We start from the raw sequence: 23633 nt of genomic DNA on the forward strand, positions 1-23633 counted from the left end.
GATTTGCCCGGCGTGTCAGGAGCCCCGGACAATGCGCCCCATGGGACACCTCGAAGCCGCTCACCTGGAGTACTACCTACCTGACGGGCGGGCGTTGCTCGGTGATGTCTCGTTTCGGGTGGGGGAGGGGGCCGTGGTGGCCCTGGTCGGGCCGAACGGGGCCGGGAAGACCACTCTGCTGCGGTTGATCTCGGGGGAGCTGAAGCCGCACGGGGGGTCGGTCACCGTCACCGGTGGCCTCGGGGTGATGCGGCAGTTCGTGGGGTCCGTGCGGGACGAGACGACCGTGCGGGACCTGCTCGTGTCGGTGGCGCAGCCGGGGATCCGGGAGGCGGCCAGGGCGGTCGACGCCGCCGAGCACGCGATCATGACCGTGGACGACGAGGCCGCCCAGCTGAAGTACGCGCAGGCCCTCTCCGACTGGGCCGAGGTGCGCGGCTACGAGGCCGAGACGCTGTGGGACATCTGCACCATGGCCGCCCTCGGCGTGCCGTACGAGAAAGCGCAGTGGCGGCAGGTGCGGACGCTCTCCGGTGGTGAGCAGAAGCGGCTCGTACTGGAGGCGCTGCTGCGCGGCACCGACCAGGTGCTCCTCCTCGACGAGCCCGACAACTACCTCGACGTACCCGGCAAGCGCTGGCTGGAGGAGCGGCTCAAGGAGACCCGCAAGACCGTCCTCTTCGTCTCGCACGACCGCGAACTCCTCGCCCGCGCCGCCGAGAAGATCGTCAGCGTGGAGCCGGGCCCCGCGGGCGCCGACGCCTGGGTGCACGGCGGCGGCTTCGACACGTATCACGAGGCGCGGCGGCAGCGGTTCGAGCGGTTCGAGGAACTGCGGCGCCGCTGGGACGAGAAGCACGCCCAACTGAAGAAGCTCGTGCTGAACCTCCGTCAAGCAGCCGCCGTCAGCCATGAGATGGCCTCGCGCTACGCCGCCGCCCAGACCCGGCTGCGCAAGTTCGAGGAGGCCGGGCCGCCGCCGGAGCCGCCGCGCGAGCAGGACATCACCATGCGGCTCAAGGGCGGCCGTACCGGCGTAAGGGCCGTCACCTGTGCGGGACTTGAGCTGACCGGCCTGATGAAACCCTTCGACCTGGAGGTCTTCTACGGCGAACGCGTCGCCGTCCTCGGCTCCAACGGCTCCGGCAAGTCCCACTTCCTGCGCCTGCTCGCCGGCGACGACGTGGCGCACACGGGGGAGTGGAAGCTCGGTGCCCGGGTCGTACCCGGGCACTTCGCGCAGACGCACGCGCATCCCGAGCTGGAGGGCCGGACGCTGCTCGACATCCTGTGGAAGGAGCACGCCCAGGACCGCGGTGCCGCCATGTCCCGGCTGCGCCGCTACGAGCTGACCAAGCAGGCCGAGCAACCCTTCGACCGGCTCTCCGGCGGCCAGCAGGCGCGTTTTCAGATCCTGCTCCTTGAGCTCCAGGGCGTGACCGCCCTGCTGCTCGACGAGCCGACCGACAACCTCGACCTGGAGTCGGCGGAGGCTCTCCAGGAGGGCCTGGAGGCCTTCGACGGTACGGTCCTCGCGGTCACACACGACCGCTGGTTCGCTCGTTCGTTCGACCGCTATCTCGTCTTCGGCTCCGACGGCCGGGTGCGGGAGACCCCGGAGCCGGTATGGGACGAGCGGCGGGTCGAGCGGGCCCGCTAGCCCGCCAGGCGGGCTTTCAAAGCACCCCCCAGGGCCTGGGCGCGGCTACGTCCAGCGCAGCAGCGCGCCCAGGCCGCCGACCGGCACTTCACGCTCCGTCGCCCCCGTGGCCGCCGTCACCGAGATCGCCGGGGCGTTCGTGGTCACGGCGGACCGCAGCAGCGCGTCGTCCGCACGCGCCGACCAGGTGTGTTCCTCGTCGAGCCCGCGTCCCTGCCCGAGCGTGCGCAGCTCCGTACGGCGTACGGCCAGCTGGTCGGGATCCTCGCCGACCCACAGCGCCCGATGCGTGTCGGGCCCCGCCGGGCGGACGAGCAGCTCGTCCATACGGTGCTCGCGCGCCGCCTCCACCAGATCGGCGACGTCCTCGACGGCACCCCGGCGCCCCTCGGCGTCCGGGCCACGAGCTGCCAGGAACCGCTCGACCTCGTCCGAGGCCCGTCGGCGTACATGCTCGGCGCGGGCCCGCGCCACGTCCTCGTCCAGCAGCCTGCTGCCGGGCCCGTGCGGGGCCTCCACCACACGGTCGAGGAGCGCCTGCGGCAGCCGGTCCCGCACGGCGTGCCGCTCACGGTCCTCACCCACGAGGATCAGCAGATCGGCGCGGGTCTCCTCCTGACAGACGGCGAGCGCCTCGGCGACCTCCGCCGCGTTGTCCTCCCAGGTGTTCTCCACCCGAAGCTGGAAGTGCCGCTCGGACCAGTCGACCGTGCTCGTACGGTGCAGGGGCCACTGCCGCCCGGCCACCACCCCGGCGTCCTCGCTGCCCAGGGCGCCGCGCAGCTCGAACCGCGCGCCCCGCCGGTCCACGTACGCCACCAGACACACCGGGTCCTCCCCGGCCAGGTCCAGCAACGGCGCCGTACGGGGCAGCGGGGTCCAGAAGGCCTCCGGCGCCGGGGGCGGCGAGGCCAGCGGCGGATCAAGGACCACCTGGCCGTCGCGCGCGAAGAACGCCCGGCCGTGCGGCTCCGCCGCGTGCCGCAGCTCGTCCACGGCCTCGTGCAGGGCCCGGCAGGTCGCCCCGTCCGCTCCCTGCTCGGCCAGCTCACGCGATATGGCCGCCGCCGCCAGGGACTGCTCATGGGCCGTGGACTCCGAGGGGACGGCCGGACCGACGTACACGGAGGCCCAGGGCCCGGGATGTTCGTACAGTGGATTGAGGAACGCGAGATCCATGGCTCCCTCCCGGAGGCCGCTCGGGGTAACGATTGCCGGGCGGGTACCCGGACCTCATGGAGGAACACGAAGATCGGGGTACCACCATGACCGGAGTGCACCCGGACCAGCTGGACGACCAGCAGCTGATGAAAGAGCTGGAGTCGATCCACCGCACGCGTCACGACACGCTGCTGCACGGATCGAGCGAAGCGCTGCGCACCCACAACGAACGGATGGCGCAACTGGAGGGGGAGTATCTGCGCCGCCACCCGCGCCGCCCGATCGTCTCGGGCCGCACGCGCGAGGGCGCCCGGGAGCGAGGATGTGCGACGCCATGACCCGTACGACTTCCGACACGGCCGACACCAGCGACGCGGCGGTACCGAATCCGCTGCTCACCCGGCACGCCGAGGCACAGGACCTCTTCGGTGACCGGGTGCACGCCGTCCGTCACGACCAGTGGGACGTGGCTACGCCATGCCACGAGTGGACGGTCCGTGACCTCGTCAACCACCTCGTCTCCGAGCAGCTCTGGGTGCCCGTGCTGGTACGGGACGGGTGCATGATCGAGGAGGTCGGCGACACGTTCGACGGGGACCTGCTGGGGCCCGACCCGGCCGCCTCCTGGGACACGGCGGCCCACTCCGCGCGCGACGCGTTCGCGGCGCCGGGAGCGCTGGAGCGTACGGTGCATCTCTCGTACGGCGACACGCCGGCGACCGCGTACTGTGCGCAGACGATCGCGGATCTCGTGGTCCACGCGTGGGATCTGTCCCGGGCGATCGGCTTCGAGGAACGGCTTCCCAGGGAGTTGTTGAAGTTCGCGGTGGAGGAGATCACCCCGTACGCCGGGGATCTGGAGAAGAGTGGGTTGTTCGCGGCACCGGTGGAGCCGCCGGTGGGGGCGGATGAACAGACGAGGTTGCTGTGTCTTCTTGGGCGGCGTGCGCCCTGAAGGACCGCCCTGGGCGTACGCCCTGAAGGACCGCCCCCATCAGGGTCGGCCCACGTTCGCCCACGGTCAGCGAGTCGTCGGTGTGATCGACGCTCACGCCCTGGTCGGTGGTGAGCGGACCCGATGCCGGGTCGTCCGCGTGGAACGCCTCACGCTGGCGCTGCTTGCGATCGGACACCGGATCCATCAGGCGGCCTCCTCGGTGAACACGTCCAGGAAGGCCTCGCAGAACGCCTTCAGGTCGTCCGGCCTACGGCTGGTGATCAGCTTGTTGGGGCCGTGGTCGCACACCTTGACCTGCTCGTCGATCCAGGTGCCGCCCGCGTTCTGGATGTCCTTGCGCAGGCTCGGCCACGAGGTCAGCACTCGGCCGCGTACGACATCGGCCTCGACCAGCGTCCACGGGGCGTGGCAGATGGCCGCCACCGGTCGGCCCTGCTCGAAGAAGTCCTGGACGAACGCCACCGCCTTGTCCTCCATCCGCAGGAAGTCGGGGTTGGCCACACCGCCCGGCAGCACGAGCCCGTCGAACGACTCGACCGGCACCTCTCCCACGACGTCGTCCACGGGGAAGGTGTCCGCCTTGTCGAGATGGTGGAAGGCCTGGATGTGGCCGGGCCTCGTCGACACCAGGACGGGCTCGTGACCGGCGTCCGTCACCGCCTGCCAGGGGTCGGTCAGCTCGATCTGCTCGACGCCTTGGGGTGCGGTCAGGAATGCGATACGCATGGGTGCTCAGTCTCCTTTCGCTCCGTGTTCCGCCGCCCGCCACGTGGCCGCGTCTGCGGTGGTGTACTGCAGGTGGTTCCCGTGCTTCTCGTGCTTCTCGTCCCGGCGCCGCCGACGCGCCGCCCGTACGCAGCGCAGCAGCTCCTCGCCGTACGGCAGCAGGACGCAAGCGCCGATCGCGAGGCCGATGCCCGTGAGATAGCCCCGCGACAGGGGCCTTCGGCGCGGTACGAGCCGCCAGGCGTCCGGGTCCCCACGCCCGCCCCGCAGCAGGGACTCGACCTGGTCGTTGCGCAGGCACATCAGGGCGGCCAGCGCCCCGAAGGGCAGCGACTCCAGGAAGCTGTGGATGTGCTGCTCGATCGGCTTGACCTCACGGTCGCTGTCCACGGCGGTCCGCACGTCCCACAGCGCGGTCGCCTCGTGTGCGGCCGCTCCGGCCAACTGCACCGACAGCAGCAGGGGGTTGATCTCATAGCGCAGGGTCAGCGCGATGGGGACGCCGACCTCGGTCATCATCAGCGAGTGGATCAGCGACTCCTTCGTACCCGCCGTCTCCTCGATACGGGTACGCCGGTGCATCATCCAGTCGGCCACGCCCGGGACGAACCAGGACGGCAGCAGGCCGTACAGCAGATACCGGGTGGTCACCTCGCCGACGTCGACCGAGTGGGACGTCGCGCTGATCTCGGCTGCCTGGTCACGGGTCATGCCGCCACCACCCTCAGTGTGCGCAGTTCCGGGTCGGAGGGGTCGGGCACGTACATGCCGTGTCCGACACCGGACATGAGGTACTCGACCACCTCCCGATTGATCCGCTCGCCCGGACAGACGACCGGCACGCCGGGCGGATACGGGCTGGCGGGCTCCGCCGCCACCCGCCCCACGGCCTGAGCGACCGGCACCTCCTCGACGGGCCCGAAGAAGGCGTCACGGGGCGACATCACCTCCGCGAGTTCCAGTCCCTCGGGCGACGGCAGCCGGATGGGCGGCGGCGAGGTGGAGAAGTACGCGCGGTCCGCGTCCACCGCGTCCGCCATCAGCTCCTCGGCCCGCTCCAGGACCCGGCCGGACATCCGCCGGTCGTCCAGGCCGTTGAGGGCGAGTACGTCGGAGGCGAACACATCGGGGCCGAGGGTCAGGGCGACCCGGGCGTCGACACCCGTACCGCCCTTGTGTCCGGGTGGCGTGAACGCGTGCCGACCGGAACGCCGGTGCTGCTCCAGCGCCTCCAGGACAGGGGCCCTGGAATGGTCGAGCTTCCGTTCATGTGCGCTTGCGTAGGTCATGTGCGCTCGCTCGTCCGTGTCGTCATGTCGTCGATGTACGGTCGCTCGCTCGTCAGCCGGGGGCCACGCCCGGCCAGCTGTCCGGTTCGGCGCGGCTGATGTCGGCGAGCGCGGAACCCGGGTCCTGTGCGACGGCCAGGTCACCGAGGCTCACCATGCCCACGGGATGGCCGTCCTCCAGCACCGGCAGCCGGCGTACCGCGTGGTCGCGCATCAGCTCGACCGCGGCCGACACCGCGTCGTCGGGCCCGATCACCACGGGGTTCGGGGTGCACACGGCCTGGGCGCTCACCGTCAGCGGATCGGCGCCGTCGGCGACGGCGCGCAACGTGATGTCGCGGTCGGTCAGGACGCCGACGAGCTGACCGTCCGTGGCGACGAGGACGTCGCCGATGTCCTGTGCGCGCATCAGCTGCGCCGCTTCGACGAGTGAGGCGTCCGGGCGGACCGCGACGACACCCGGCGTCATGACTTCCCTTACGAAATCGGCCATGGTTCTGGGCCTCCTTACGTGCTCCCGGCCGCGGGGGCACGATGTGCGGTGGCGTGACGACGCCCGCAGTACCCCCGCGCAGGGCGGCTATGCGCCGGAGCCGTGTGCGGGTTCCGTGCCTTGTGCCGTGGATCGCCGAGCGCCTCGCCCTCTTCCCTCCTGGGCACGCACCACCGCTTGCGCGAGTTGGTGCACGGAGTCGTAGCGCTCCCTCCTCGGCAACCGCTCCAGCGGCTCGACGAGCCCGTCCGGAGCGTGCCGGTCGCGCAGGACGCGGATCAGTTCACCAGGGCCCGCCGGGAAGGACGTACGGCCCAGGAGCCGGGCCAGTTCGAACCGCACCGTCTCGACGCGCTCCCGCGCCCGGCCCGGCGTCACCGGCCCGTACGCGACGTCCGGGTCGTCCTCGGCGGGCGGTTCCGGGTCGTGCCACTCCTCGACCCGGGTGGGGTGCCCCGAACGGAGCAGCCCCTGCAGTTCGTGCTTCATCTCGTCGTCACGGTGGACGCTCAGCCGGTCGCTGCCTCGCTGCATGGATCCCTCCAGATCTTCGTGGCCCACCGCGTACCCCAAGGCCCGCAGCCGACACGGGGTACCGCCGACCGGATCCGTACGCGCCCGCATGTCGGACGAAAGGAAAAAGTTCAGTTCCCGTGGCCCTGACCTGGGCACTGAACTCTTCTCTGCATAGAAGGAAGTAGCAACCCTCGCGCGGAACAGTTCAGTGCGCAGACCACGATCGCACCGGGCCGCCCACGGCACCAGCGGCTCTCGAGTCAGACTGGGGTCCAGTGCCCTTCTCGTCCAGCCATTCCAGCCCCCACAGCGTCAACGCCCTGGCGGCAGATTCCGGAACGCGATCGTGGAACTTCCGCCGGGCTTCGGTCACCGAGGCCACGCTCAGTCCTTCCCAGCCTCCGGCGTAGACAGGGGAGTCACGGGCTGGGCTGCCTGTGAGGGCTTCCCAGATCCACGCTGCGGCGTGGCGTTGCCAACGCGAAAAATTGAGGGCAGTTCCGTCATATCGAGCAAGCTGCATCTGTCGCAGTGTTTTGGTGGTCAGCCCAGTCGTCAGCTGCAGGCCAGCCAGGCTGGCCGGTGTAAGGGTGACGCCGAAGAATAGCGGTCGCCTCATTTTCCCTGCCGAGCTGAATTCAAGTCCCAGTGCCCGGGCTGCGATACCCGGCGGCACGTCCAATTTGATCGCAGCGCGATCCACCCAGGAGTGGAACGCCTCGCCTTCCACAGGGGCGGGCACAACGGGAAGGCGGCGGAGCCGCGTCGCGTGAGCTGACAGCTGGGGGTGGTCGGCGCCCCGCCGTCGGGCAGCGGTGGGTCCCGCCAAGTGCGCGTTGCTCATGTTTAACTTGCCGCCACCTTCGATCCTACTGCGGCTTTCTGGCGGCGCTGCTGTACGACTCTCCGGTACGTGGCCTGAGCGTATTCGCTAATCTCGATGCGGTCCATGAGCTTGCGTGTGATCGCTTCCTCCCCGCTCATGACGGCTTCGATTGCGGATTCACGGAACAGATCGGTGAGGGCACAGATGCTGCCATCGGTGCGGTCGTAGAAGTAGGAACACAGCTTCACGAGTTGGCCGGGCCTGTGCCTGTACAGCACGAGAGTGTCCTCCAGCGCTTTGACGGTCTCCGCCCATTCGAGCTTTTCCTGAGCAGTTTTTCATCCGAACTCGCGGACCGGGTAGCGAGTGTTTCGTCCTGAGGTTTGGGTGGCCCGCGAGGCCGCCTGGCCTTCGAGGAACAGTCCGGATTTCTCAAGGTCGACGCCGGTGTAGACGAACGTTGCCGCGGTTTCGTTGGCGATGTATTTCAAGTGATCGTTGACCACTCGGCCCTCTTTTGCGGACATGTCCAAGAAGTGCACATCATCAATGATCACGAGCTCCGTGCCGACGTCCGACAGGACGGAGAGCACGTGGTTGGTGATGTCGGTCTGCGTATCCCGGCCGCGTTGCACCATGCCGAGGTAGTCGGCCAACAGTACCGAGAGGTCCTTGGGCGTGGCTCTGGCCGGAATGCTGAGATAGACGACGGGTGTGTAGTCGATGATCATCCCGTTGGATTCATAGCCGTCCTGAAACCGCTCCGGGTGCTTGCGGCGCAGCCGCCTCTCATAGCGGGCGGCAAACAACTTGACGAGGGTGGACTTGCCGACAGTGGGAGGGCCGTCGAAGACAAGGCCGGCTCTGGCCCCCGCAGCCCGCCGGGCGTTGGCCTTCATCCTGCGTCCCATCAGGTAGTGCAGACGCTTGACCTGGGAAGTGTCGATGATCGTGAGCGCACTGTGATAGTTGTCGCGATCCTCATTGAGGTCGTCCTTGTCGTCATCCGACAGCTTCAAGTACTCCTCGTACGGCGGCATGACGGGCTGCTCGGGGGCGCGACTATCGCGGTAGCGCCGCCATTCCTCCTTATTGCGGGGTTCGGCTAGGCCGGGGTGTCGGAAGGTGCTCACACAGGCTCCTAGATCGCGTCGGGGTCCCAGACATCTGCGGCCCTGACCTTGCTCAAGTCGAGGTCGCCCCATTCGCCGGGCTCTGTTTCCTCGTCCGCGGCGTCGGGCACGGCGGTCAGCGGAGGGTGGTTGTTGACGGGTGCGTCGTCGCGCTGCACGTCGCGGCTCTGCGCCGCCCCTCGGTGTGCGTCCCGCGTGTGACGCTTGCGGTCGGCAGCGGTCCAGGTCTCAGGCGCGTCTGTGCGGTTCTGCAGGTCGGTCAGAGCCTGAGCTACCGCTTCTTGGTCCTCGGGTGCACGGCCGCGCAGGGTGATGAGCCGTTTCGCCTCCCGCAGCGTGATGTCGGTGAACGGCTGGTGCTCTCCGAGCGCATGCGTCCAGCGCAGTACGTGCCAGCGGCCGTCGGAGGGATCAAGAAAGTAGGCGTGCAGCAGGTTCCGCGGGTCATAGCGGATGGGCCACAGTTCGCCGGGGTAGGGAGCCTTGGCCTTCCAGTAGCGGTACAGGATGTCGGCGTTGTACGTCAGGTGGTTCAGCTCGACCCCGTAGGGGTGGACTACGCGCTTGGCAATCGGCAGCAGCTCGAAGTACACGTTGGCTTCGCGGGGACAGTCCACGTAGCCAGCCGAGCCGAGCGCCATGGCGTACGCCTCGTTCGGGGAGACGCGCAGGTCTGGGAAGCCGTGCAGGGTGAGCCCGCGATGATGTCTGCGCTGGTAGACGGCGATGACGTACTCCGCGAAGAACTCGGTGAGTTCGTCGATGGTCCACCGGGCCTGCTCTTCGGCAGTGCGGCCGCGGTGTGCGACGTTGAGGCCCTTGTAGCCGGCTACGTGCTCGGCGAATTGCTCGCGGATGGTCTTGAAGAGTCTTTCCACGTTCGGCTTGTCAGTGGGTTTGAGCTTGCGCGCGTCCTGAAGGTCGATCTTCCAGCGGGTGCAGGCGCGCCAGACAACGTCGGACTTGTAGGGCTTGCCGTGGTCGTAGAGCAGCGTCTCGGGGTAGATGACCGGCCGAGCGGCGGCCTCGGCCAGACGCTCGTCCACGGTCAGCAGCCGCTCGTATGGGACGCGGAGCATCTGATAGCGCAGGGCATCAGACCAGCCGGGTCGCATCATTTCCGGCGTCATGACGTCGGCCAGCAACAGACCGATGTCGATGGCCTTGGTCCCCTCGGGCGTGAGCCGCCAAGCCAGGAGGGAACGGGTGGCCACGTCGAGGGCGATGGTGAGTTCCACGCGGATCGTGCTCGTGGTACCGGGGTCGTAGGCGAGGACGTCGAGCGGGGTGGTGTCGAGCATGACCACTTCGCCGGGGCGGGTGGCGATGACGTTGCCGAAGGGCCGGTCGGGCTGGTTCGCGGCCGAGGACCGCTGGTAGGCCGGGGCAGAGGGGCTGATGTCCAGCAAGTGGGCGACCGCGCGTCGGAAGATGTCCCGGCTCGGCAGCGCAACGGCACCGGCGCCGTGGTCGGCATCGAGACGGTTCTGAGTACGCCGGTAGAAGCGGTTGCCGATGGTCGCGGAGCTGTCAGCGCGTTCGGCGGCCGCCTGATCGCGAATGGCCTGGACCACACGTGGATCGAGGTTCCTCAAGGGGTTTGGCACGCGGGCCTTGCGCTTGTCCACGAGCCCTCAGAGACCGTTCTCCGTGCGCCGTGCCCACAGCTTCCACATCCACCGTTCCGTCACGCCGAGCTCCTGTGCCTTGGCCTGAACACGGACGACTTGGGGAAGCGCAGGATCGTATTGCGGGCGGGGCTCGTCCGCGGCAGCGCTGAGCGGGTCACCGGAGCGGTAGCCCGTCATGGCCTCCAGTAGATGGGCCTCTAGTTTCAGTGCGGCGTCCTTCACAGCTTTGTCCAGGCTTGCCAGGACGCCGGCTGGATCGGGGTGGGCATCGGCATCCATCAGTGCCGTGGGCGGCGGTTCGACCGCCGCACGGAAGCTGCTGTCAGCGAGCAGGACCGACAGCATGATGGTCTGCGCGCGGCCGTTCTCCGACCGCAGGCGCACGGTGGCACCGTCGAGCCCCGCGACCTGGTGCCGTTCCTCCTCGAACTCGATCCAGTCGGTGACGGCGAGCCGGTGGCTGCTCATGCGGGACTCCGTAGGTCTGCGGCTCGCACATGGGTGTGATCGCGCAGAGGGCGGGTCTGGTCGAAGGCAAGCCGGTGGTGCCACATGAGGTGGTAGATCACGGACCGCGCGAGTTCGGGCACAGGCTGGAAGCTCACCAAGTCGCCAATGGCCACGGATCTTTGGGCGAGTATTAGCAAGCGATCGACGAGAGCCTTCCCGGCCAACAGGGGCCGGCGGTAGCCGGCGAGCCAGGAAACGATGGCCCAGCGCAGCGCATCGGGTTCGCCCACCATGGCGTAGTCCCAGCCGATCCGCTGGCACAGCTCGGCTGTCCGACGGGCCTGGCAGATAACGGCGGGCACTGCCATACGCCCGTCTTCCTTCACGTCCAGCAGCAGCACCGAGCCGTCGCGCCGACGAGCGCAAAGATCTGGCGTGTGCCGCCAGGGGCCCTCAGTATCGTGGCCGTCGATGGTGAAGGGCTGGGCGCTGAATGAAACCACCTCAGGGGCGAAGTCGAGCAGCTTCATCCATTTCGACTCCAGGTACGACTCGTAGTCGATCATCCGGTCTGTCGTCGCCGACCAGTAGTGGCCGGGGGTGTGGTGTTGTCCTGCATGAGAGGGGATCTTGCGGGCGGGGAGTGCGTCCTCGAAGGTCACTGCGGCAGCCTGGGAGGCAGGGATGAGGCGTTCCGTGCCGCAGGGGTCGTAGTACTGGAGGAAAGTTCGGTCGGGAGCGGCGCGCACCGGTCGAAGCGTGCGTGTTCGCCGTGGGCTCATGAGATCCCCTTGTCGGAAAGGTGGGTCGTCCCCCAGACAACGAGGGCAGTAGCGGCTTGCGGGGGCAGACGGGTTTGGAAGCGCCACCAGCCCACGCGTATCGATTCCGCCGTGGCGTTACCCCATTCCTGCCTGTAGGCGGGCGCCTCGTGCGGATCACCACTGGTGAAGCGCTGCCAGATCCAGGCCGCAGCGTGGCGCCGTCGCTGAGGAGTGACGGACATCCCAAGGGGACGGAAGACAGGCGTGAGTACGCCCGCGGGGAGTTCACACAGGTCTGCAAGAGCAGCTCTGCGGGCGGCATAGTCGACCAGCCCGCGTTCCTGAAGACGTTCCGCCACCAGCGTCACCGACTCCCAGAACGCGTCCGCGTCGGAGATTCGCCGGACAACCTTGGTGGCGGCACGTATGGCCTTGCCGCCGTCCATGTCCAATACCTCCGCGGCGCGCGGCCAACTGGATGCGCCCGCCAGGCGGGCCAGGGCCAGGGCGGTGAACCGCCTTCCCCACAACGGACTGGTTCCGGGCAGATGCGCGGCAACCAGCTCGCTGTAGTCCGCAGCATCAGTGAGATGAGGAACGTGACAGGGACTGATTCCCACTGGTCTGACGGCTGTGAGGGCGCCGACAACACGTGAGGAACGAGGAGCAACGGCAGCCATCATTTCGTTGATGACGGTGGGGCGGCGCATCTTGCGAAGCCGGTCTCCGACACCGGCGGCCCGTTGCAGGTCCGCCAGGCGCCGGGCCCATGGAGCCAGTACTTGTGCACCGCTCTCGAAGTTCGGGGCATCGAGGACAGCGGAAGCCAGCGCCAAATAGGCCATGGCGTGAGCGGCTGTTGCAGGCATTGCTCCGAGGTGACTCGCACTACCGCTGCGGATGGCCTGGCGCCGTCGACGGTCTTCTGCCACCGCTTGGGCCATGTAGCCCGGGAAGACGGAGACATCGGTCTCATCAGAGGCGAGACGGGCCATGGCTGTCAGCAGTCGTAGGGAAGCAAACCATTCGCTCGAGGAGACAGACGTACCTGCCACGGACCCTTCAGCTCCGTCTGCGATGGCAAGTACCCGCAGCTGGAGAACAGCTAAGGAGTCGTTCACGGCTACTGTCGGCATGTCCTTGTACTGCTGCGGGCACAGTCCGCCGCGGCGACCACCACGGGCTGACGGCCCGCCAGGTGGACGATTGCCGCATTCACCGGGACCAGGCAGCGGAGGCCGCGAGAGCAGGCCACGTTGGTTGCTGTGGTTGCCGCGCCTGAGCCGGATGCCGCACGTGTGAGGTTCCCCCGAGATGCGGAGGATGGTGACAGAGGGTCAGATGGGACTCATGAGAGGACCTATGACCATGGCTGCGCCCATCGACACCGGCCGGGGGCGCGATGTCGGCGGCGGTGACCAGACCCGGGCCCTGCTTGCGCAGGTACATCACGACCGGCTCGTCGTGCTCCGAGGAGACGACCAGCTGCTTGATGTTGAGGATCAGGTCGGTGACGTCCTCCTTGACGCCCGGCACGGTGGTGAACTCGTGCAGGACACCGTCGATGCGGATGCTGGTGACAGCCGCACCGGGGATCGACGACAGGAGCGTACGGCGCAGGGAGTTGCCGAGGGTGTAGCCGAAGCCCGGCTCCAGCGGCTCGATCACGAACCGGGAGCGGAACTCGTCGACGACCTCTTCGGTCAACGAGGGACGCTGAGCGATCAGCATGTTGCGTTCCTTCTGTCAGGGGCGCCCGCTATTTGACGCCCTGCCACCGGGCGGTAACCCGATATGGAAACTGTGTTACAAGGGTACGGGCGATACGGCCCCGAAGAGCCGTACCGCCCGAAATCCTCAGACCAAGCAGCCTGCGTCGAAGATCAGACGCGACGGCGCTTGGGCGGACGGCACCCGTTGTGCGGGGTCGGGGTCACGTCCTGGATGGAGCCGACCTCGAGACCGGTCGCCTGGAGCGAACGGATGGCGGTCTCACGACCGGAACCCGGGCCCTTGACGAACACGTCGACCTTGCGCATGCCGTGCTCCTGGGCGCGGCGGGCAGCCGACTCGGCGGCCATCTGCGCGGCGAACGGCGTGGACTTCCGGGAGCCCTTGAAGCCGACGTGGCCGGCGGAGGCCCAGGAGATCACGTTGCCGGACGGGTCCGTGATCGAGACGATCGTGTTGTTGAACGTGCTCTTGATGTGCGCGTGGCCGTGAGCGACGTTCTTCTTTTCCTTGCGGCGCACCTTCTTGGCAGCGCCCTGACGACCCTTGGGGGGCATCTACTAACTCCTACGGGGAGGTGGTCGGTCCTACAGCGAAGACCGCTGATGAAGCGTTGTCCGCTGAGGACTACTTCTTGCCCGGCTTCTTCTTACCGGCGATGGCGCGACGCGGGCCCTTGCGGGTGCGGGCGTTGGTGCTGGTGCGCTGACCGCGGACGGGCAGACCACGACGGTGACGGAGACCCTGGTAGCAGCCGATCTCCACCTTGCGGCGGATGTCGGCCTGGATCTCACGACGGAGGTCACCCTCGGTCTTGATGTTGTTGTCCACGTACTCGCGGATCGCGACGAGCTGCTCCTCGGAGAGGTCGCGAACGCGGGTGTTCGGGTCGACGCCGGTCGCTGCCAGCGTCTCCTGGGAGAGGGTCCGGCCGATGCCGAACACGTAGGTGAGGGCGACCTCCACGCGCTTGTCGCGCGGGATGTCAACACCGGAAACGCGTGCCATTCAATGGCTCCTGGTGATCTTCGGAGGTCTTCCGCAGAACCGGTTCCCAGCCGCCGTACCAGGTACGAACTGGGTCCCCGGCCTCCGAGCCGGGGGTGTCAGACACCGAAGCGCCTGGATCCTGCGTATGAACATATTCAGCTTGCGTCGCGCGAATCTCTGCGAATCGAGCAGAGGGATCGGTCGTGCGTCAGCCCTGGCGCTGCTTGTGGCGCGGGTTCTCGCAGATGACCATGACCCGACCGTGACGGCGGATCACCCTGCACTTGTCGCAGATCTTCTTGACGCTCGGCTTGACCTTCATGGGGTGAGGTTCTCCGGGTCAGTGCCACCACCCGCGTCCCGGTGACCGGGCCACGGAGTGCGGGGGCAAGATCTACTTGTAGCGGTAGACGATCCGGCCACGCGTCAGGTCGTACGGAGACAGCTCCACCACGACCCGGTCGTCAGGGAGGATGCGGATGTAGTGCATACGCATCTTGCCGCTGATGTGTGCCAGGACCTGGTGGCCGTTCTGGAGCTCGACCTTGAACATGGCGTTCGGCAGAGACTCAACGACAGTGCCCTCGATCTCGATGGCACCTTGCTTCTTGGCCACGCTTCGCCCTTCGAATCGACTACCTTGATCGACTCCACGTAACCGAATGAGGACACACGGAAACACGAGAGCCGACGAGTCAGTCTACGTCAGGGCTCCCGGAAACACGAATTCGGCTAAGGATGCCCAACGAGGGAGATCATTACGCGCCCCGAAGGGCGCGGGGCTCAGCCCAACGGATCCGGCGCCGCAGTGATCCCGTGCTCGGCCAGCTTCGCCTTGCCCCCGTCGGGAGCCGTGAGTACCAGCGGCCCTGCCTCCGTCAGCGCCACCGAATGCTCCCAGTGGGACGACCACGTACCGTCCGTGGTCACCACGGTCCAGTCATCCGCCAGAACCTCGGTCTTCGGCGTCCCCAGGGACACCATCGGCTCGATGGCCAGACAGAACCCCGGCACCAGCTTCGGCCCCTTCCCCCGCCGCCGCTCCACGTAGTTCAGCAGGTGCGGGTCCATGTGCATCTCGGTGCCGATCCCGTGGCCGCCGTAGTCCTCGACGATCCCGTACTTCCCGCCCCCCGGCTTCGGCTGCCGGCGGATGTACGTCTCGATCGCCCGGGACACGTCGACCAGCCGGTTCCCCTGCTTCATGGCGGCGATCCCGGCCCACATCGACTCCTCGGTCACCCGCGACAGCTCAAGGAGTTCAGGAGCGTGCCCGGACCCCACGAACGCGGTGTACGCCGCGTCCCCGTGCCAGCCGTCGACGATGGCGCCGCAGTCGATGGAGATGATGTCCCCGTCCTTGAGGACGACCTCGTCGCTCGGGATCCCGTGCACCACGACTTCGTTGACCGATGTGCAGATGGTCGCCGGGAAACCGCCGTACCCGAGGAAGTTCGACTTGGCGCCGTGCTCCGCGATCACCTTGCGGGCCACGTCGTCGAGATCCTTCGTGGAGGCGCCCGGCACAGCGGCCTCCCGGGTGGCCGCGTGAATGGCGGCGACGACCAGCCCCGCCTCGCGCATCTTGGCGATCTGCTCGGGGCTCTTGATCTGCACCATGGGGGCCTGCGCTCTCCGTCTTCTCTGCCTACGAAGCCTACGAACCCATCGGGCTCGGGGTTTTACCTACACAACAGTACGGCCGCGGCGCCCATCCAGGGCACCGCGGCCGACGTACTACAGACAACTACTTCTCGTCGCGCTTGAGGGCCTCCATCGCGCGCGTGGTGACCTCCTCCACCTTGCCGAGGGCCGAGATCGTCACCACGAGGCCCTGGGCCTTGTAGTAGTCGATGATCGGCTCGGTCTGGGTGTGGTAGACCTCCAGACGCTTGCGGACGGTCTCCTCGGAGTCGTCGTCGCGCTGGTACAGCTCGCCGCCGCAGACGTCGCAGACGCCCTCCGCCTTCGGCTGCTTGTACGTGACGTGGAAGACGTGCGCCGAGTCGTTCCGGCAGATGCGCCGACCGGCGATCCGCTTGACGACCTCTTCCTCGGGGACCTCCAGGTCCAGCACCGCGTCCAGCTTCATGCCCGCGTCCTGGAGCGTCACGTCCAGCGCCTCGGCCTGCGAGACATTGCGCGGGAAGCCGTCCAGCAGGAAGCCGTCCACGGCGTCCGGCTGGTCCATGCGGTCCTTCGCCATCGCGATGGTGACCTCGTCCGGCACCAGTTCGCCCTTGTCCATGTAGGACTTCGCGAGTTTGCCGAGTTCCGTCTTCTTGCTGATGTTGGCCCGGAACAGGTCGCCCGTGGAGATGTGGGGGATCGACAGGTTCTTGGCCAGGAACGCGGCCTGCGTTCCCTTACCCGCACCCGGCGGCCCGACGAGGACGATTCGCATCAGCGGAGGAACCCTTCGTAATTGCGCTGCTGGAGCTGGCTCTCGATCTGCTTCACCGTCTCCAGACCCACACCCACGATGATGAGGATGCTGGTACCGCCGAACGGGAAGTTCTGGTCTGCACCGAAACCAGCCAACGCCATCGTCGGGACGAGAGCGATCAGACCCAAGTACAGCGAACCCGGCCAGGTGACCCGGTTGAGCACGTAGGAAAGGTACTCAGCGGTCGGTCGGCCAGCCCGGATGCCCGGGATGAAGCCACCATACTTCTTCATGTTGTCCGCGACTTCCTCGGGGTTGAACGAGATGGCCACGTAGAAGAAGGCGAAGAAGACAATTAGGAAGAAGTAGATCGTGATGTGTACGGGCGCCGCCGTGTCGGCCAGGTTCCGTGTGATCCAAGTCGCCCACCCGGCGTCCTGAGAGTCGGAGAACTGGACGATCAGCGCCGGGATGTAGAGCAGCGACGACGCGAAGATGACGGGGATCACACCCGCCTGGTTCACCTTGAGCGGGATGTACGTCGAGGTACCACCGTAGGACCGGCGGCCGATCATGCGCTTCGCGTACTGGACCGGGATACGGCGCTGGGCCTGCTCGACGAAGACCACGAGCGCGACCATGACGAGGCCGACGGCGATGACGGTGCCGAACTCGATCCAGCCGTCCGCCAGGTCACCCTGCTCCTTGATGGCCCACAGGGCGCCCGGGAAGGTGGCGGCGATCGAGATGAACATGAGGATCGACATGCCGTTGCCGATGCCGCGGTCGGTGATGAGCTCACCGAGCCACATGACGAGCGCCGTACCGGCGGTCATGGTGATCACCATGACGATGGTGGTGTAGATCGAGCGGTCCGGCACGATCGAGTTGGCCATCGCGCAGTTCGGGAACAGCGAGCCGCTGCGGGCGGTGGCGACCAGGCCGGTGCCCTGGAGGATCGCCAGCGCCACGGTCAGATAGCGGGTGTACTGCGTGATCTTCGCCGTGCCGGACTGTCCCTCCTTCTTGAGGGCTTCCAGGCGCGGGATCACCACGGTCAGCAGCTGCAGAATGATGCTCGCCGTGATGTACGGCATGATGCCGAGCGCGAAGATCGTGATCTGAAGGAGCGCACCACCGCTGAACATGTTGACCAGACCGAAGATGCCCTGGTTGGTCTGAGCCGCGTTAACGCAGAACTGGACGGCGCTGTAATCGACGCCGGGGATCGGGATATGCGTACCGATCCGGTAGATCACGATGATGCCGAGCGTGAAGAACAGCTTCTTGCGCAGGTCGGGCGTCTTGAACGCCCGGGCGAACGCGGTGAGCACGGTGCCTCCTGCGACCCCCGCGTGTGCGCGCGTGAGGTGACGACTAATTGGGTTGATGGCCTGAGGAACGAGATTACGGCATGCCAGGACGGCACTGGGCGCCAGCGGCACAGCCTACCTATATCCGGGGTCGCTCGGCATACCGATCCGCGGCCACTTCCGTCCCCTTCACGCCAACAGCCGGGCATGCCCCTCCTCATGAGGGCCACACCCGGCCGGTGCTGCTGACGTCAGCCGACGCCGTCCGATCTCAGACGAGTTCGGTGACGGTGCCGCCGGCGGCGGTGATCTTCTCCTTGGCGGAGCCGGAGACGGCGTCGACCGTCACCTGCAGCGCCACGGAGACCTCGCCCTGGCCAAGGACCTTGACGAGGCTGTTCTTGCGGACGGCACCCTTGGCGACCAGGTCGGCAACGGTGACCTCCCCACCCTCGGGGTAGAGGGCGGCGAGCTTGTCCAGGTTCACGACCTGGTACTCCGTCTTGAAGGGGTTCTTGAAGCCCTTCAGCTTCGGGAGACGCATGTGGAGCGGCATCTGGCCACCCTCGAAGCGCTCCGGAACCTGGTAGCGGGCCTTCGTACCCTTGGTACCACGACCGGCCGTCTTACCCTTCGAGGCCTCACCACGACCGACACGGGTCTTGGCGGTCTTGGCACCCGGGGCGGGACGGAGGTTGTGGATCTTGAGCGGGTTGTTCTCCGCCATGATCAGTCGACCTCCTCGACCGTCACGAGGTGGCGGACGGTGTGCACCATGCCGCGGAACTCGGGGCGGTCCTCCTTGACGACCTGCGTGTTGATGCCCTTGAGACCAAGGGAGCGCAGGGTGTCGCGGTGGTTCTGCTTGCTGCCGATGTAGGACTTGACCTGCGTGATCTTGAGCTGCGCCATGACCTACGCACCCGCCCCGGCACGCGCACGGAGCAGAGCCGCGGGGGCGATGTCCTCGAGGGGCAGACCACGGCGAGCCGCGATCTCCTCGGGACGCTGCAGGCCCTTCAGGGCCTCCACGGTCGCGTGCACGATGTTGATGGCGTTGTCGGAGCCGAGCGACTTCGACAGCACGTCGTGGATACCGGCGCACTCGAGCACGGCACGCACCGGACCACCGGCGATAACACCGGTACCGGGGGACGCGGGCTTGAGCAGAACGACGCCGGCAGCCTTCTCACCCTGGATGGGGTGCGGGATGGTGCCCTGGATACGAGGGACCTTGAAGAAGTGCTTCTTGGCCTCCTCAACGCCCTTGGCGATGGCGGCCGGCACCTCCTTGGCCTTGCCGTAACCGACACCCACGGTGCCGTCACCGTCGCCCACCACGACCAGCGCGGTGAAGCTGAAGCGACGACCACCCTTCACAACCTTGGCGACGCGGTTGATCGCGACGACGCGCTCAACGTACGCGGTCTTCTCGGCGGCAGCTGCGCCGCCGTCACGGCCCTTCCGGTCCCGCCGCTCGCCGCCACCGGCACCGCCACCGCGGCGCTGGGGTCCAGCCATTGGATTTACCTCTCTCTTTTCCGCTAGCTACGCAGCGAGCTCAGAACTTGAGCCCGGCCTCGCGGGCGGCGTCGGCCAGGGCCGCGATGCGACCCGCGTACCGGTTACCACCACGGTCGAACACGACGGCCTCGACACCGGCGGCCTTGGCACGCTCGGCGACCAGGGCGCCGACCTTGCCGGCCTGCGCCGACTTGTCGTCGTCGCCACCACGGATGGACGCGTCCAGGGTCGACGCCGACGCAAGGGTGTGACCCTTGAGGTCGTCGATCACCTGGGCCACGATGTGGCGGTTCGAGCGGGTCACGACCAGGCGGGGACGCTCAGCCGTACCGTTGACCTTCTTACGGATACGGATGTGGCGCCGCTTGATGGCAGCACGCTTGTAAGCGTCGCCCTTAGCGATCTTCGTGCCGTATGCCATGGCTTACTTACCCGCCTTTCCGACCTTGCGGCGGATGACTTCGCCCTCGTACTTGACGCCCTTGGCCTTGTACGGGTCGGGCTTGCGCAGCTTGCGGATGTTGGCCGCAACCTCGCCGACCTTCTGCTTGTCGATGCCCTCGACCTGGAAGCGGGTCGGGGTCTCCACCTTGAAGGAGATGCCCTCGGGCGCCTCGACGGTGATCGGGTGGCTGTAGCCGAGCGCGAACTCCAGGTTCGAGCCCTTGGCCGTCACGCGGTAACCGACACCGCTGATCTCGAGCTTCTTCACGTAACCCTGGGTCACGCCGGTGATCATGTTCGCCACCAGCGTGCGGGACAGGCCGTGCAGGGCCTTGCTCTGACGCTCGTCGTTGGGGCGGGTGACGTTCAGGACGCCGTCCTCACCCTTGGCGATCTCGATCGGCGCCACGACGGTGTGGGTCAGCGTGCCCTTAGGGCCCTTGACCGAGACCGTCTGGCCGTCGATGGTGACGTCCACGCCGGCGGGAACCGTGATGGGGAGCTTGCCAATGCGCGACATAGCTGTTTCCTCCGTTCCCTTCCGCTACCAGACGTAGGCGAGGACTTCCCCACCCACGCCCTTCTTGCCGGCCTGCTTGTCGGTGAGGAGCCCGTGGGACGTGGAGATGATCGCCACGCCGAGGCCGCCCAGCACCTTGGGCAGGTTGGTGGACTTCGCGTACACCCGGAGACCGGGCTTGGAGATCCGCTTGATGCCCGCGATGGAGCGCTCACGGTTGGGGCCGAACTTCAGCTCCAGGACGAGGTTCTTGCCGACCTCGGCGTCCTCGACCTTCCAGCCCGTGATGAAGCCCTCCTGCTGGAGGATCTCCGCGATGTGCGACTTGATCTTCGATGCCGGCATCGTCACGGAGTCGTGGTATGCCGAGTTCGCGTTCCGCAGACGCGTAAGCATGTCTGCGATCGGATCAGTCATGGTCATGAATTGGCCTTCGGCCTCTCTCGCCGGGGTTTCCAGGTGCCCATCCCTCTCCTCGATCCGAGACGAGGCGGGTGCGGTGCGGTGGACCTACGGCGTAGTAAGTCGTACGGGCGACCATCAGGCGCCCAACCCTCCAAGCCTAAGCCATGGAAGGGAGGGCGCCTGACACGCCCAGTGCTTACCGAGAGCTTCCGGAATCCCTGATTAGGGGGATTACCAGGAGCTCTTGGTCACGCCCGGCAGCTCGCCACGGTGAGCCATCTCACGGAGGCACACGCGGCACAGGCCGAACTTGCGGTACACGGAGTGCGGACGGCCACACCGCTGGCAGCGGGTGTACGCGCGCACGGCGAACTTAGGCTTACGAGCAGCCTTCGCGATCAGAGCCTTCTTCGCCATCTCGCTCACGCCTCCTTGAAGGGGAAGCCGAGGTGACGAAGGAGCGCACGGCCCTCAGCGTCGTTGGTCGCCGTGGTCACCACGGTGATGTCCATACCCCGGACGCGGTCGATCTTGTCCTGGTCGATCTCGTGGAACATGACCTGCTCGGTGAGACCGAAGGTGTAGTTGCCACGGCCGTCGAACTGCTTGGGGGACAGACCACGGAAGTCGCGGATGCGCGGGAGCGCGAGCGACAGGGTGCGGTCCAGGAACTCCCACATGCGGTCGCCACGGAGCGTGACGTGGGCACCGATCGGCTGGCCCTCACGCAGCTTGAACTGCGCGATGGACTTGCGGGCCTTGGTGACGGCCGGCTTCTGACCGGTGATCATGGTGAGGTCGCGGATCGCGCCCTCGATCAGCTTGGAGTCGCGGGCGGCGTCGCCCACACCCATGTTGACCACGATCTTGACGAGGCCGGGGATCTGCATGACGTTCTCGTACTTGAACTCGTCACGCAGCTTGCCCGCGATCTCCTCGCGGTACTTCGTCTTGAGACGCGGAGTGGTGGTGGTAGCCATCAGATGTCCTCACCCGTCCGCTTGGCAACGCGGATCTTGTTGCCCTCGTCGTCGAAGCGGTAACCGACGCGGGTCACGACCTTCTTGCCGTCCTTCTCCACGACCAGCTGCACGTTGGAGACGTGGATCGGCGCCTCGGTGGTGACGATGCCACCGGCCTGCGAACCGCGAGCGGTCGGACCGGCCTTGGTGTGCTTCTTGACCCGGTTGACACCCTCGACCAGGACACGGTCCTCGCGGGGGAAGGCCGCGATGACCTTGCCCTGCTTGCCCTTGTCCTTACCGGTGATGACCTGGACCAGGTCGCCCTTCTTGATCTTCATGCTTACAGCACCTCCGGCGCGAGCGAGATGATCTTCATGAACTTCTTCTCGCGCAGCTCACGGCCGACCGGGCCGAAGATGCGGGTGCCACGAGGGTCGCCGTCGTTCTTCAGAATGACGGCGGCGTTCTCGTCGAAGCGGATGTACGAGCCGTCCGGACGGCGGCGCTCCTTGACGGTGCGAACGATGACCGCCTTGACGACGTCACCCTTCTTCACGTTGCCACCGGGGATCGCGTCCTTGACGGTGGCGACGATGACGTCACCGATGCCCGCGTAGCGGCGACCGGAGCCACCGAGCACACGGATGCAAAGGATTTCCTTCGCACCAGTGTTGTCGGCGACGCGCAGTCGCGACTCCTGCTGGATCACGTCTATCTCCTGTTTGTCTGCCGGTTCCCGGCAGGGGCCGCCTCGTCACGAGGGGAGCCCCTGCCGAGCCTGGCGGAACTGACCTGCGGGTTTGCCCCGCAGGAATTACTTGGCCTTCTCGAGGATCTCGACGACGCGCCAGTGCTTCGTCGCGGACAGCGGCCGGGTCTCCATGAGGAGGACACGGTCGCCGACGCCGGCGGCGTTCTGCTCGTCGTGCGCCTTGAGCTTGCTCGTGCTGCGGATGACCTTGCCGTACAGGGCGTGCTTCTTTCGGTCCTCGACGGCGACGACGACGGTCTTGTCCATCTTGTCGCTGACGACGATGCCCTCACGGGTCTTGCGGAAGCCCCGCGCCTCAGTGTTCGTCTCAGTCACGTTGTTCTCGCTCATCAGGCGTTCTCCACCGTTTCGATGCCCAGCTCACGCTCGCGCATCAGGGTGTAGATCCGCGCGATGTCCTTGCGGACCGCCTTCAGACGGCCATGGTTCTCAAGCTGTCCGGTCGCCGCCTGGAAGCGGAGGTTGAACAGCTCTTCCTTGGCCTCGCGGAGCTTCGCCAGAAGCTCCTCGTTGCCCAGCTCGCGCAGCTCGGACGCCTTGGTACCGGCCGACATCACGCTTCACCTGCCTCGCGCTTGACGATCCGGCACTTCATCGGCAGCTTGTGGGCGGCGCGAGTCAGAGCCTCACGGGCGATCTTCTCGTTGGGGTACGACAGCTCGAACATCACGCGTCCGGGCTTGACGTTGGCAATCCACCACTCCGGAGAACCCTTACCGGAACCCATGCGGGTCTCGGCAGGCTTCTTGGTGAGGGGACGGTCCGGGTAGATGTTGATCCAGACCTTGCCACCACGCTTGATGTGACGCGTCATGGCGATACGAGCGGCCTCGATCTGACGGTTCGTCACATACGCCGGGGTGAGCGCCTGGATGCCGTACTCGCCGAACGCAACCGTCGTGCCACCCTTGGCAGCGCCGCTGCGCTTGGGGTGGTGCTGCTTGCGGTGCTTGACCCTACGGGGGATCAGCATGTC

At 67.0% G+C, this 23633-nt stretch carries 36 protein-coding genes and 2 pseudogenes; 3 read left to right on the forward strand and 35 right to left on the reverse strand.

The genetic code is table 11. The features are described 5' to 3' along the window. Window positions 1-40 precede the first annotated feature (40 nt). Window positions 41-1660 carry an ABC-F family ATP-binding cassette domain-containing protein gene (locus tag CES90_RS33275; RefSeq protein ID WP_189787318.1) on the forward strand — a complete coding sequence of 540 codons (1620 nt, stop codon included), beginning with the start codon at window positions 41-43 and terminating at the stop codon, window positions 1658-1660. A 45-nt stretch (window positions 1661-1705) separates the two neighbouring features. Here CES90_RS33275 and CES90_RS33280 read toward each other — a convergent pair whose 3' ends face one another. Beyond that, a complete protein-coding gene (locus CES90_RS33280; protein ID WP_189787319.1) occupies window positions 1706-2839 on the reverse strand; it encodes a baeRF2 domain-containing protein in 1134 nt (377 codons plus the stop codon). An 86-nt stretch (window positions 2840-2925) separates the two neighbouring features. Here CES90_RS33280 and CES90_RS33285 point away from each other — a divergent pair, with 86 nt between their 5' ends. Further along, a complete protein-coding gene (locus CES90_RS33285) occupies window positions 2926-3159 on the forward strand; it encodes a DUF6158 family protein (protein WP_229914335.1) in 234 nt (77 codons plus the stop codon). After that, the gene (locus CES90_RS33290; protein WP_189787321.1) at window positions 3156-3776 is read left to right on the forward strand and encodes a TIGR03086 family metal-binding protein; all 621 of its coding nucleotides are present in this window, start codon (window positions 3156-3158) and stop codon (window positions 3774-3776) included. The genes CES90_RS33285 and CES90_RS33290 overlap by 4 nt, the downstream gene beginning before the upstream one ends. Before the next feature lie 186 nt (window positions 3777-3962). Here the strand turns inward: CES90_RS33290 and CES90_RS33295 are convergent, their stop codons facing one another. The 34 genes and pseudogenes from CES90_RS33295 to rplP all read right to left on the reverse strand — a co-directional run bounded on the left by CES90_RS33295 (window position 3963) and on the right by rplP (window position 23630). Next, on the reverse strand, window positions 3963-4505 hold the full coding sequence (locus CES90_RS33295) for a type 1 glutamine amidotransferase domain-containing protein (RefSeq protein WP_189787322.1): 543 nt from the start codon (window positions 4503-4505) through the stop codon (window positions 3963-3965). Between the two features lie 6 nt (window positions 4506-4511). Next, window positions 4512-5216: a diguanylate cyclase gene (locus CES90_RS33300; RefSeq protein ID WP_229914336.1), complete on the reverse strand. Its 705-nt coding sequence runs from the start codon at window positions 5214-5216 to the stop codon at window positions 4512-4514. After that, complete coding sequence (locus CES90_RS52465) at window positions 5213-5449, reverse strand: Orn/Lys/Arg family decarboxylase (protein ID WP_456300564.1); 237 nt, start codon at window positions 5447-5449, stop codon at window positions 5213-5215. The genes CES90_RS33300 and CES90_RS52465 overlap by 4 nt, the downstream gene beginning before the upstream one ends. 54 nt (window positions 5450-5503) lie before the next feature. Continuing rightward, window positions 5504-5794, reverse strand: a pseudogene (locus CES90_RS52470) (hypothetical protein); the annotation flags it as partial. Window positions 5795-5846: 52 nt separating this feature from the next. Further along, complete coding sequence (locus CES90_RS33310) at window positions 5847-6287, reverse strand: CBS domain-containing protein (protein WP_189787323.1); 441 nt, start codon at window positions 6285-6287, stop codon at window positions 5847-5849. An 87-nt stretch (window positions 6288-6374) separates the two neighbouring features. Continuing rightward, window positions 6375-6821 carry a DUF2795 domain-containing protein gene (locus CES90_RS33315; RefSeq protein WP_189787324.1) on the reverse strand — a complete coding sequence of 149 codons (447 nt, stop codon included), beginning with the start codon at window positions 6819-6821 and terminating at the stop codon, window positions 6375-6377. A gap of 187 nt (window positions 6822-7008) precedes the next feature. Then, a complete protein-coding gene (locus CES90_RS52100; RefSeq protein WP_373313582.1) occupies window positions 7009-7647 on the reverse strand; it encodes a TniQ family protein in 639 nt (212 codons plus the stop codon). 2 nt (window positions 7648-7649) lie between these two features. After that, window positions 7650-7907, reverse strand: coding sequence for a hypothetical protein (locus CES90_RS33325; RefSeq protein WP_189787326.1), 258 nt, complete (start codon window positions 7905-7907; stop codon window positions 7650-7652). A 60-nt stretch (window positions 7908-7967) separates the two neighbouring features. Further along, window positions 7968-8762, reverse strand: a complete 795-nt coding sequence (locus tag CES90_RS33330; protein WP_189787327.1) for a TniB family NTP-binding protein — start codon at window positions 8760-8762, stop codon at window positions 7968-7970. 8 nt (window positions 8763-8770) lie between these two features. Continuing rightward, window positions 8771-10336: a Mu transposase C-terminal domain-containing protein gene (locus CES90_RS33335; RefSeq protein WP_229914338.1), complete on the reverse strand. Its 1566-nt coding sequence runs from the start codon at window positions 10334-10336 to the stop codon at window positions 8771-8773. Between the two features lie 60 nt (window positions 10337-10396). After that, window positions 10397-10861 (reverse strand): hypothetical protein, encoded by a 465-nt coding sequence (locus tag CES90_RS50180; RefSeq protein WP_229914339.1) that lies wholly within the window; start codon window positions 10859-10861, stop codon window positions 10397-10399. Then, complete coding sequence (locus CES90_RS33340; protein ID WP_189787328.1) at window positions 10858-11625, reverse strand: TnsA-like heteromeric transposase endonuclease subunit; 768 nt, start codon at window positions 11623-11625, stop codon at window positions 10858-10860. The genes CES90_RS50180 and CES90_RS33340 overlap by 4 nt, the downstream gene beginning before the upstream one ends. After that, window positions 11622-12452 carry a hypothetical protein gene (locus CES90_RS33345; protein ID WP_189787329.1) on the reverse strand — a complete coding sequence of 277 codons (831 nt, stop codon included), beginning with the start codon at window positions 12450-12452 and terminating at the stop codon, window positions 11622-11624. Before CES90_RS33345 ends, CES90_RS33340 begins: the two co-directional genes overlap by 4 nt. Window positions 12453-12990: 538 nt before the next feature. Then, window positions 12991-13338, reverse strand: a pseudogene (locus CES90_RS33350) (DNA-directed RNA polymerase subunit alpha); the annotation flags it as partial. Between the two features lie 152 nt (window positions 13339-13490). Beyond that, window positions 13491-13895, reverse strand: coding sequence for a 30S ribosomal protein S11 (rpsK, locus tag CES90_RS33355; protein ID WP_003956432.1), 405 nt, complete (start codon window positions 13893-13895; stop codon window positions 13491-13493). A gap of 70 nt (window positions 13896-13965) precedes the next feature. After that, window positions 13966-14346 (reverse strand): 30S ribosomal protein S13, encoded by a 381-nt coding sequence (rpsM, locus tag CES90_RS33360; protein WP_030788235.1) that lies wholly within the window; start codon window positions 14344-14346, stop codon window positions 13966-13968. A gap of 190 nt (window positions 14347-14536) precedes the next feature. Then, complete coding sequence (gene rpmJ, locus CES90_RS33365) at window positions 14537-14650, reverse strand: 50S ribosomal protein L36 (RefSeq protein ID WP_003998809.1); 114 nt, start codon at window positions 14648-14650, stop codon at window positions 14537-14539. Between the two features lie 72 nt (window positions 14651-14722). Further along, a complete protein-coding gene (gene infA / locus CES90_RS33370; protein ID WP_003948620.1) occupies window positions 14723-14944 on the reverse strand; it encodes a translation initiation factor IF-1 in 222 nt (73 codons plus the stop codon). A gap of 167 nt (window positions 14945-15111) precedes the next feature. Further along, on the reverse strand, window positions 15112-15948 hold the full coding sequence (map, locus tag CES90_RS33375) for a type I methionyl aminopeptidase (protein ID WP_189782216.1): 837 nt from the start codon (window positions 15946-15948) through the stop codon (window positions 15112-15114). A gap of 127 nt (window positions 15949-16075) precedes the next feature. Next, on the reverse strand, window positions 16076-16732 hold the full coding sequence (locus tag CES90_RS33380) for an adenylate kinase (protein WP_189782215.1): 657 nt from the start codon (window positions 16730-16732) through the stop codon (window positions 16076-16078). Continuing rightward, complete coding sequence (gene secY, locus CES90_RS33385) at window positions 16732-18048, reverse strand: preprotein translocase subunit SecY (protein ID WP_189782413.1); 1317 nt, start codon at window positions 18046-18048, stop codon at window positions 16732-16734. Before secY ends, CES90_RS33380 begins: the two co-directional genes overlap by 1 nt. A gap of 250 nt (window positions 18049-18298) precedes the next feature. Next, window positions 18299-18754, reverse strand: a complete 456-nt coding sequence (gene rplO / locus CES90_RS33390; RefSeq protein WP_189782214.1) for a 50S ribosomal protein L15 — start codon at window positions 18752-18754, stop codon at window positions 18299-18301. A 2-nt stretch (window positions 18755-18756) separates the two neighbouring features. Next, window positions 18757-18939, reverse strand: a complete 183-nt coding sequence (rpmD, locus tag CES90_RS33395; RefSeq protein ID WP_003974250.1) for a 50S ribosomal protein L30 — start codon at window positions 18937-18939, stop codon at window positions 18757-18759. 3 nt (window positions 18940-18942) lie between these two features. After that, on the reverse strand, window positions 18943-19548 hold the full coding sequence (gene rpsE / locus CES90_RS33400) for a 30S ribosomal protein S5 (protein ID WP_189782213.1): 606 nt from the start codon (window positions 19546-19548) through the stop codon (window positions 18943-18945). Between the two features lie 40 nt (window positions 19549-19588). Beyond that, window positions 19589-19972, reverse strand: coding sequence for a 50S ribosomal protein L18 (rplR, locus tag CES90_RS33405; protein WP_159771704.1), 384 nt, complete (start codon window positions 19970-19972; stop codon window positions 19589-19591). Between the two features lie 3 nt (window positions 19973-19975). Continuing rightward, window positions 19976-20515 (reverse strand): 50S ribosomal protein L6, encoded by a 540-nt coding sequence (gene rplF / locus CES90_RS33410; protein WP_189782212.1) that lies wholly within the window; start codon window positions 20513-20515, stop codon window positions 19976-19978. A 24-nt stretch (window positions 20516-20539) separates the two neighbouring features. Further along, window positions 20540-20938 (reverse strand): 30S ribosomal protein S8, encoded by a 399-nt coding sequence (gene rpsH / locus CES90_RS33415; RefSeq protein WP_007384075.1) that lies wholly within the window; start codon window positions 20936-20938, stop codon window positions 20540-20542. Between the two features lie 213 nt (window positions 20939-21151). Continuing rightward, a complete protein-coding gene (locus tag CES90_RS33420; protein ID WP_004571834.1) occupies window positions 21152-21337 on the reverse strand; it encodes a type Z 30S ribosomal protein S14 in 186 nt (61 codons plus the stop codon). A gap of 5 nt (window positions 21338-21342) precedes the next feature. Then, a complete protein-coding gene (rplE, locus tag CES90_RS33425; protein ID WP_189782211.1) occupies window positions 21343-21900 on the reverse strand; it encodes a 50S ribosomal protein L5 in 558 nt (185 codons plus the stop codon). Continuing rightward, window positions 21900-22223, reverse strand: a complete 324-nt coding sequence (gene rplX, locus CES90_RS33430) for a 50S ribosomal protein L24 (protein ID WP_010036713.1) — start codon at window positions 22221-22223, stop codon at window positions 21900-21902. Before rplX ends, rplE begins: the two co-directional genes overlap by 1 nt. Window positions 22224-22225: 2 nt before the next feature. Then, window positions 22226-22594 (reverse strand): 50S ribosomal protein L14, encoded by a 369-nt coding sequence (rplN, locus tag CES90_RS33435; protein WP_003998823.1) that lies wholly within the window; start codon window positions 22592-22594, stop codon window positions 22226-22228. A 105-nt stretch (window positions 22595-22699) separates the two neighbouring features. Then, entirely contained in the window at window positions 22700-22987 is a 288-nt protein-coding gene (gene rpsQ / locus CES90_RS33440; RefSeq protein WP_006130775.1) for a 30S ribosomal protein S17, read from the reverse strand. Then, window positions 22987-23211: a 50S ribosomal protein L29 gene (gene rpmC / locus CES90_RS33445; RefSeq protein ID WP_007494763.1), complete on the reverse strand. Its 225-nt coding sequence runs from the start codon at window positions 23209-23211 to the stop codon at window positions 22987-22989. Before rpmC ends, rpsQ begins: the two co-directional genes overlap by 1 nt. Beyond that, a complete protein-coding gene (rplP, locus tag CES90_RS33450) occupies window positions 23211-23630 on the reverse strand; it encodes a 50S ribosomal protein L16 (RefSeq protein ID WP_030967307.1) in 420 nt (139 codons plus the stop codon). Before rplP ends, rpmC begins: the two co-directional genes overlap by 1 nt. Between the last annotated feature and the right edge of the window lie 3 nt (window positions 23631-23633).

The organism is Streptomyces capitiformicae (assembly GCF_002214185.1).
Taxonomy (GTDB): domain Bacteria; phylum Actinomycetota; class Actinomycetes; order Streptomycetales; family Streptomycetaceae; genus Streptomyces; species Streptomyces capitiformicae.

Coding starts and splice junctions, on each gene's coding strand:
- rpsQ (WP_006130775.1), bottom strand. CDS start 22,987: ATGAGCGAGAACAACGTGACTGAGACGAACACTGAGGCGCGGGGCTTC.
- CES90_RS33295 (WP_189787322.1), bottom strand. CDS start 4,505: ATGCGTATCGCATTCCTGACCGCACCCCAAGGCGTCGAGCAGATCGAG.
- CES90_RS33285 (WP_229914335.1), top strand. CDS start 2,926: ATGACCGGAGTGCACCCGGACCAGCTGGACGACCAGCAGCTGATGAAA.
- rplE (WP_189782211.1), bottom strand. CDS start 21,900: ATGGCTACCACCACCACTCCGCGTCTCAAGACGAAGTACCGCGAGGAG.
- CES90_RS33380 (WP_189782215.1), bottom strand. CDS start 16,732: ATGCGAATCGTCCTCGTCGGGCCGCCGGGTGCGGGTAAGGGAACGCAG.
- rplF (WP_189782212.1), bottom strand. CDS start 20,515: ATGTCGCGCATTGGCAAGCTCCCCATCACGGTTCCCGCCGGCGTGGAC.
- CES90_RS33345 (WP_189787329.1), bottom strand. CDS start 12,452: ATGGCCTATTTGGCGCTGGCTTCCGCTGTCCTCGATGCCCCGAACTTC.
- CES90_RS33300 (WP_229914336.1), bottom strand. CDS start 5,216: ATGACCCGTGACCAGGCAGCCGAGATCAGCGCGACGTCCCACTCGGTC.
- rpmD (WP_003974250.1), bottom strand. CDS start 18,939: ATGGCGCAGCTCAAGATCACGCAGGTCAAGTCCTACATCGGCAGCAAG.
- rplO (WP_189782214.1), bottom strand. CDS start 18,754: ATGGCGGAGAACAACCCGCTCAAGATCCACAACCTCCGTCCCGCCCCG.
- rpmJ (WP_003998809.1), bottom strand. CDS start 14,650: ATGAAGGTCAAGCCGAGCGTCAAGAAGATCTGCGACAAGTGCAGGGTG.
- CES90_RS33315 (WP_189787324.1), bottom strand. CDS start 6,821: ATGCAGCGAGGCAGCGACCGGCTGAGCGTCCACCGTGACGACGAGATG.
- CES90_RS33280 (WP_189787319.1), bottom strand. CDS start 2,839: ATGGATCTCGCGTTCCTCAATCCACTGTACGAACATCCCGGGCCCTGG.
- CES90_RS33290 (WP_189787321.1), top strand. CDS start 3,156: ATGACCCGTACGACTTCCGACACGGCCGACACCAGCGACGCGGCGGTA.
- rplR (WP_159771704.1), bottom strand. CDS start 19,972: ATGGCATACGGCACGAAGATCGCTAAGGGCGACGCTTACAAGCGTGCT.
- rplX (WP_010036713.1), bottom strand. CDS start 22,223: ATGAAGATCAAGAAGGGCGACCTGGTCCAGGTCATCACCGGTAAGGAC.
- CES90_RS33420 (WP_004571834.1), bottom strand. CDS start 21,337: ATGGCGAAGAAGGCTCTGATCGCGAAGGCTGCTCGTAAGCCTAAGTTC.
- CES90_RS50180 (WP_229914339.1), bottom strand. CDS start 10,861: ATGAGCAGCCACCGGCTCGCCGTCACCGACTGGATCGAGTTCGAGGAG.
- CES90_RS52100 (WP_373313582.1), bottom strand. CDS start 7,647: ATGAGCAACGCGCACTTGGCGGGACCCACCGCTGCCCGACGGCGGGGC.
- rpsE (WP_189782213.1), bottom strand. CDS start 19,548: ATGGCTGGACCCCAGCGCCGCGGTGGCGGTGCCGGTGGCGGCGAGCGG.
- rpsH (WP_007384075.1), bottom strand. CDS start 20,938: ATGACCATGACTGATCCGATCGCAGACATGCTTACGCGTCTGCGGAAC.
- rpsM (WP_030788235.1), bottom strand. CDS start 14,346: ATGGCACGCGTTTCCGGTGTTGACATCCCGCGCGACAAGCGCGTGGAG.
- rplP (WP_030967307.1), bottom strand. CDS start 23,630: ATGCTGATCCCCCGTAGGGTCAAGCACCGCAAGCAGCACCACCCCAAG.
- CES90_RS33310 (WP_189787323.1), bottom strand. CDS start 6,287: ATGGCCGATTTCGTAAGGGAAGTCATGACGCCGGGTGTCGTCGCGGTC.
- rpsK (WP_003956432.1), bottom strand. CDS start 13,895: ATGCCCCCCAAGGGTCGTCAGGGCGCTGCCAAGAAGGTGCGCCGCAAG.
- CES90_RS33275 (WP_189787318.1), top strand. CDS start 41: ATGGGACACCTCGAAGCCGCTCACCTGGAGTACTACCTACCTGACGGG.
- map (WP_189782216.1), bottom strand. CDS start 15,948: ATGGTGCAGATCAAGAGCCCCGAGCAGATCGCCAAGATGCGCGAGGCG.
- CES90_RS33340 (WP_189787328.1), bottom strand. CDS start 11,625: ATGAGCCCACGGCGAACACGCACGCTTCGACCGGTGCGCGCCGCTCCC.
- rpmC (WP_007494763.1), bottom strand. CDS start 23,211: ATGTCGGCCGGTACCAAGGCGTCCGAGCTGCGCGAGCTGGGCAACGAG.
- CES90_RS52465 (WP_456300564.1), bottom strand. CDS start 5,449: ATGTCGCCCCGTGACGCCTTCTTCGGGCCCGTCGAGGAGGTGCCGGTC.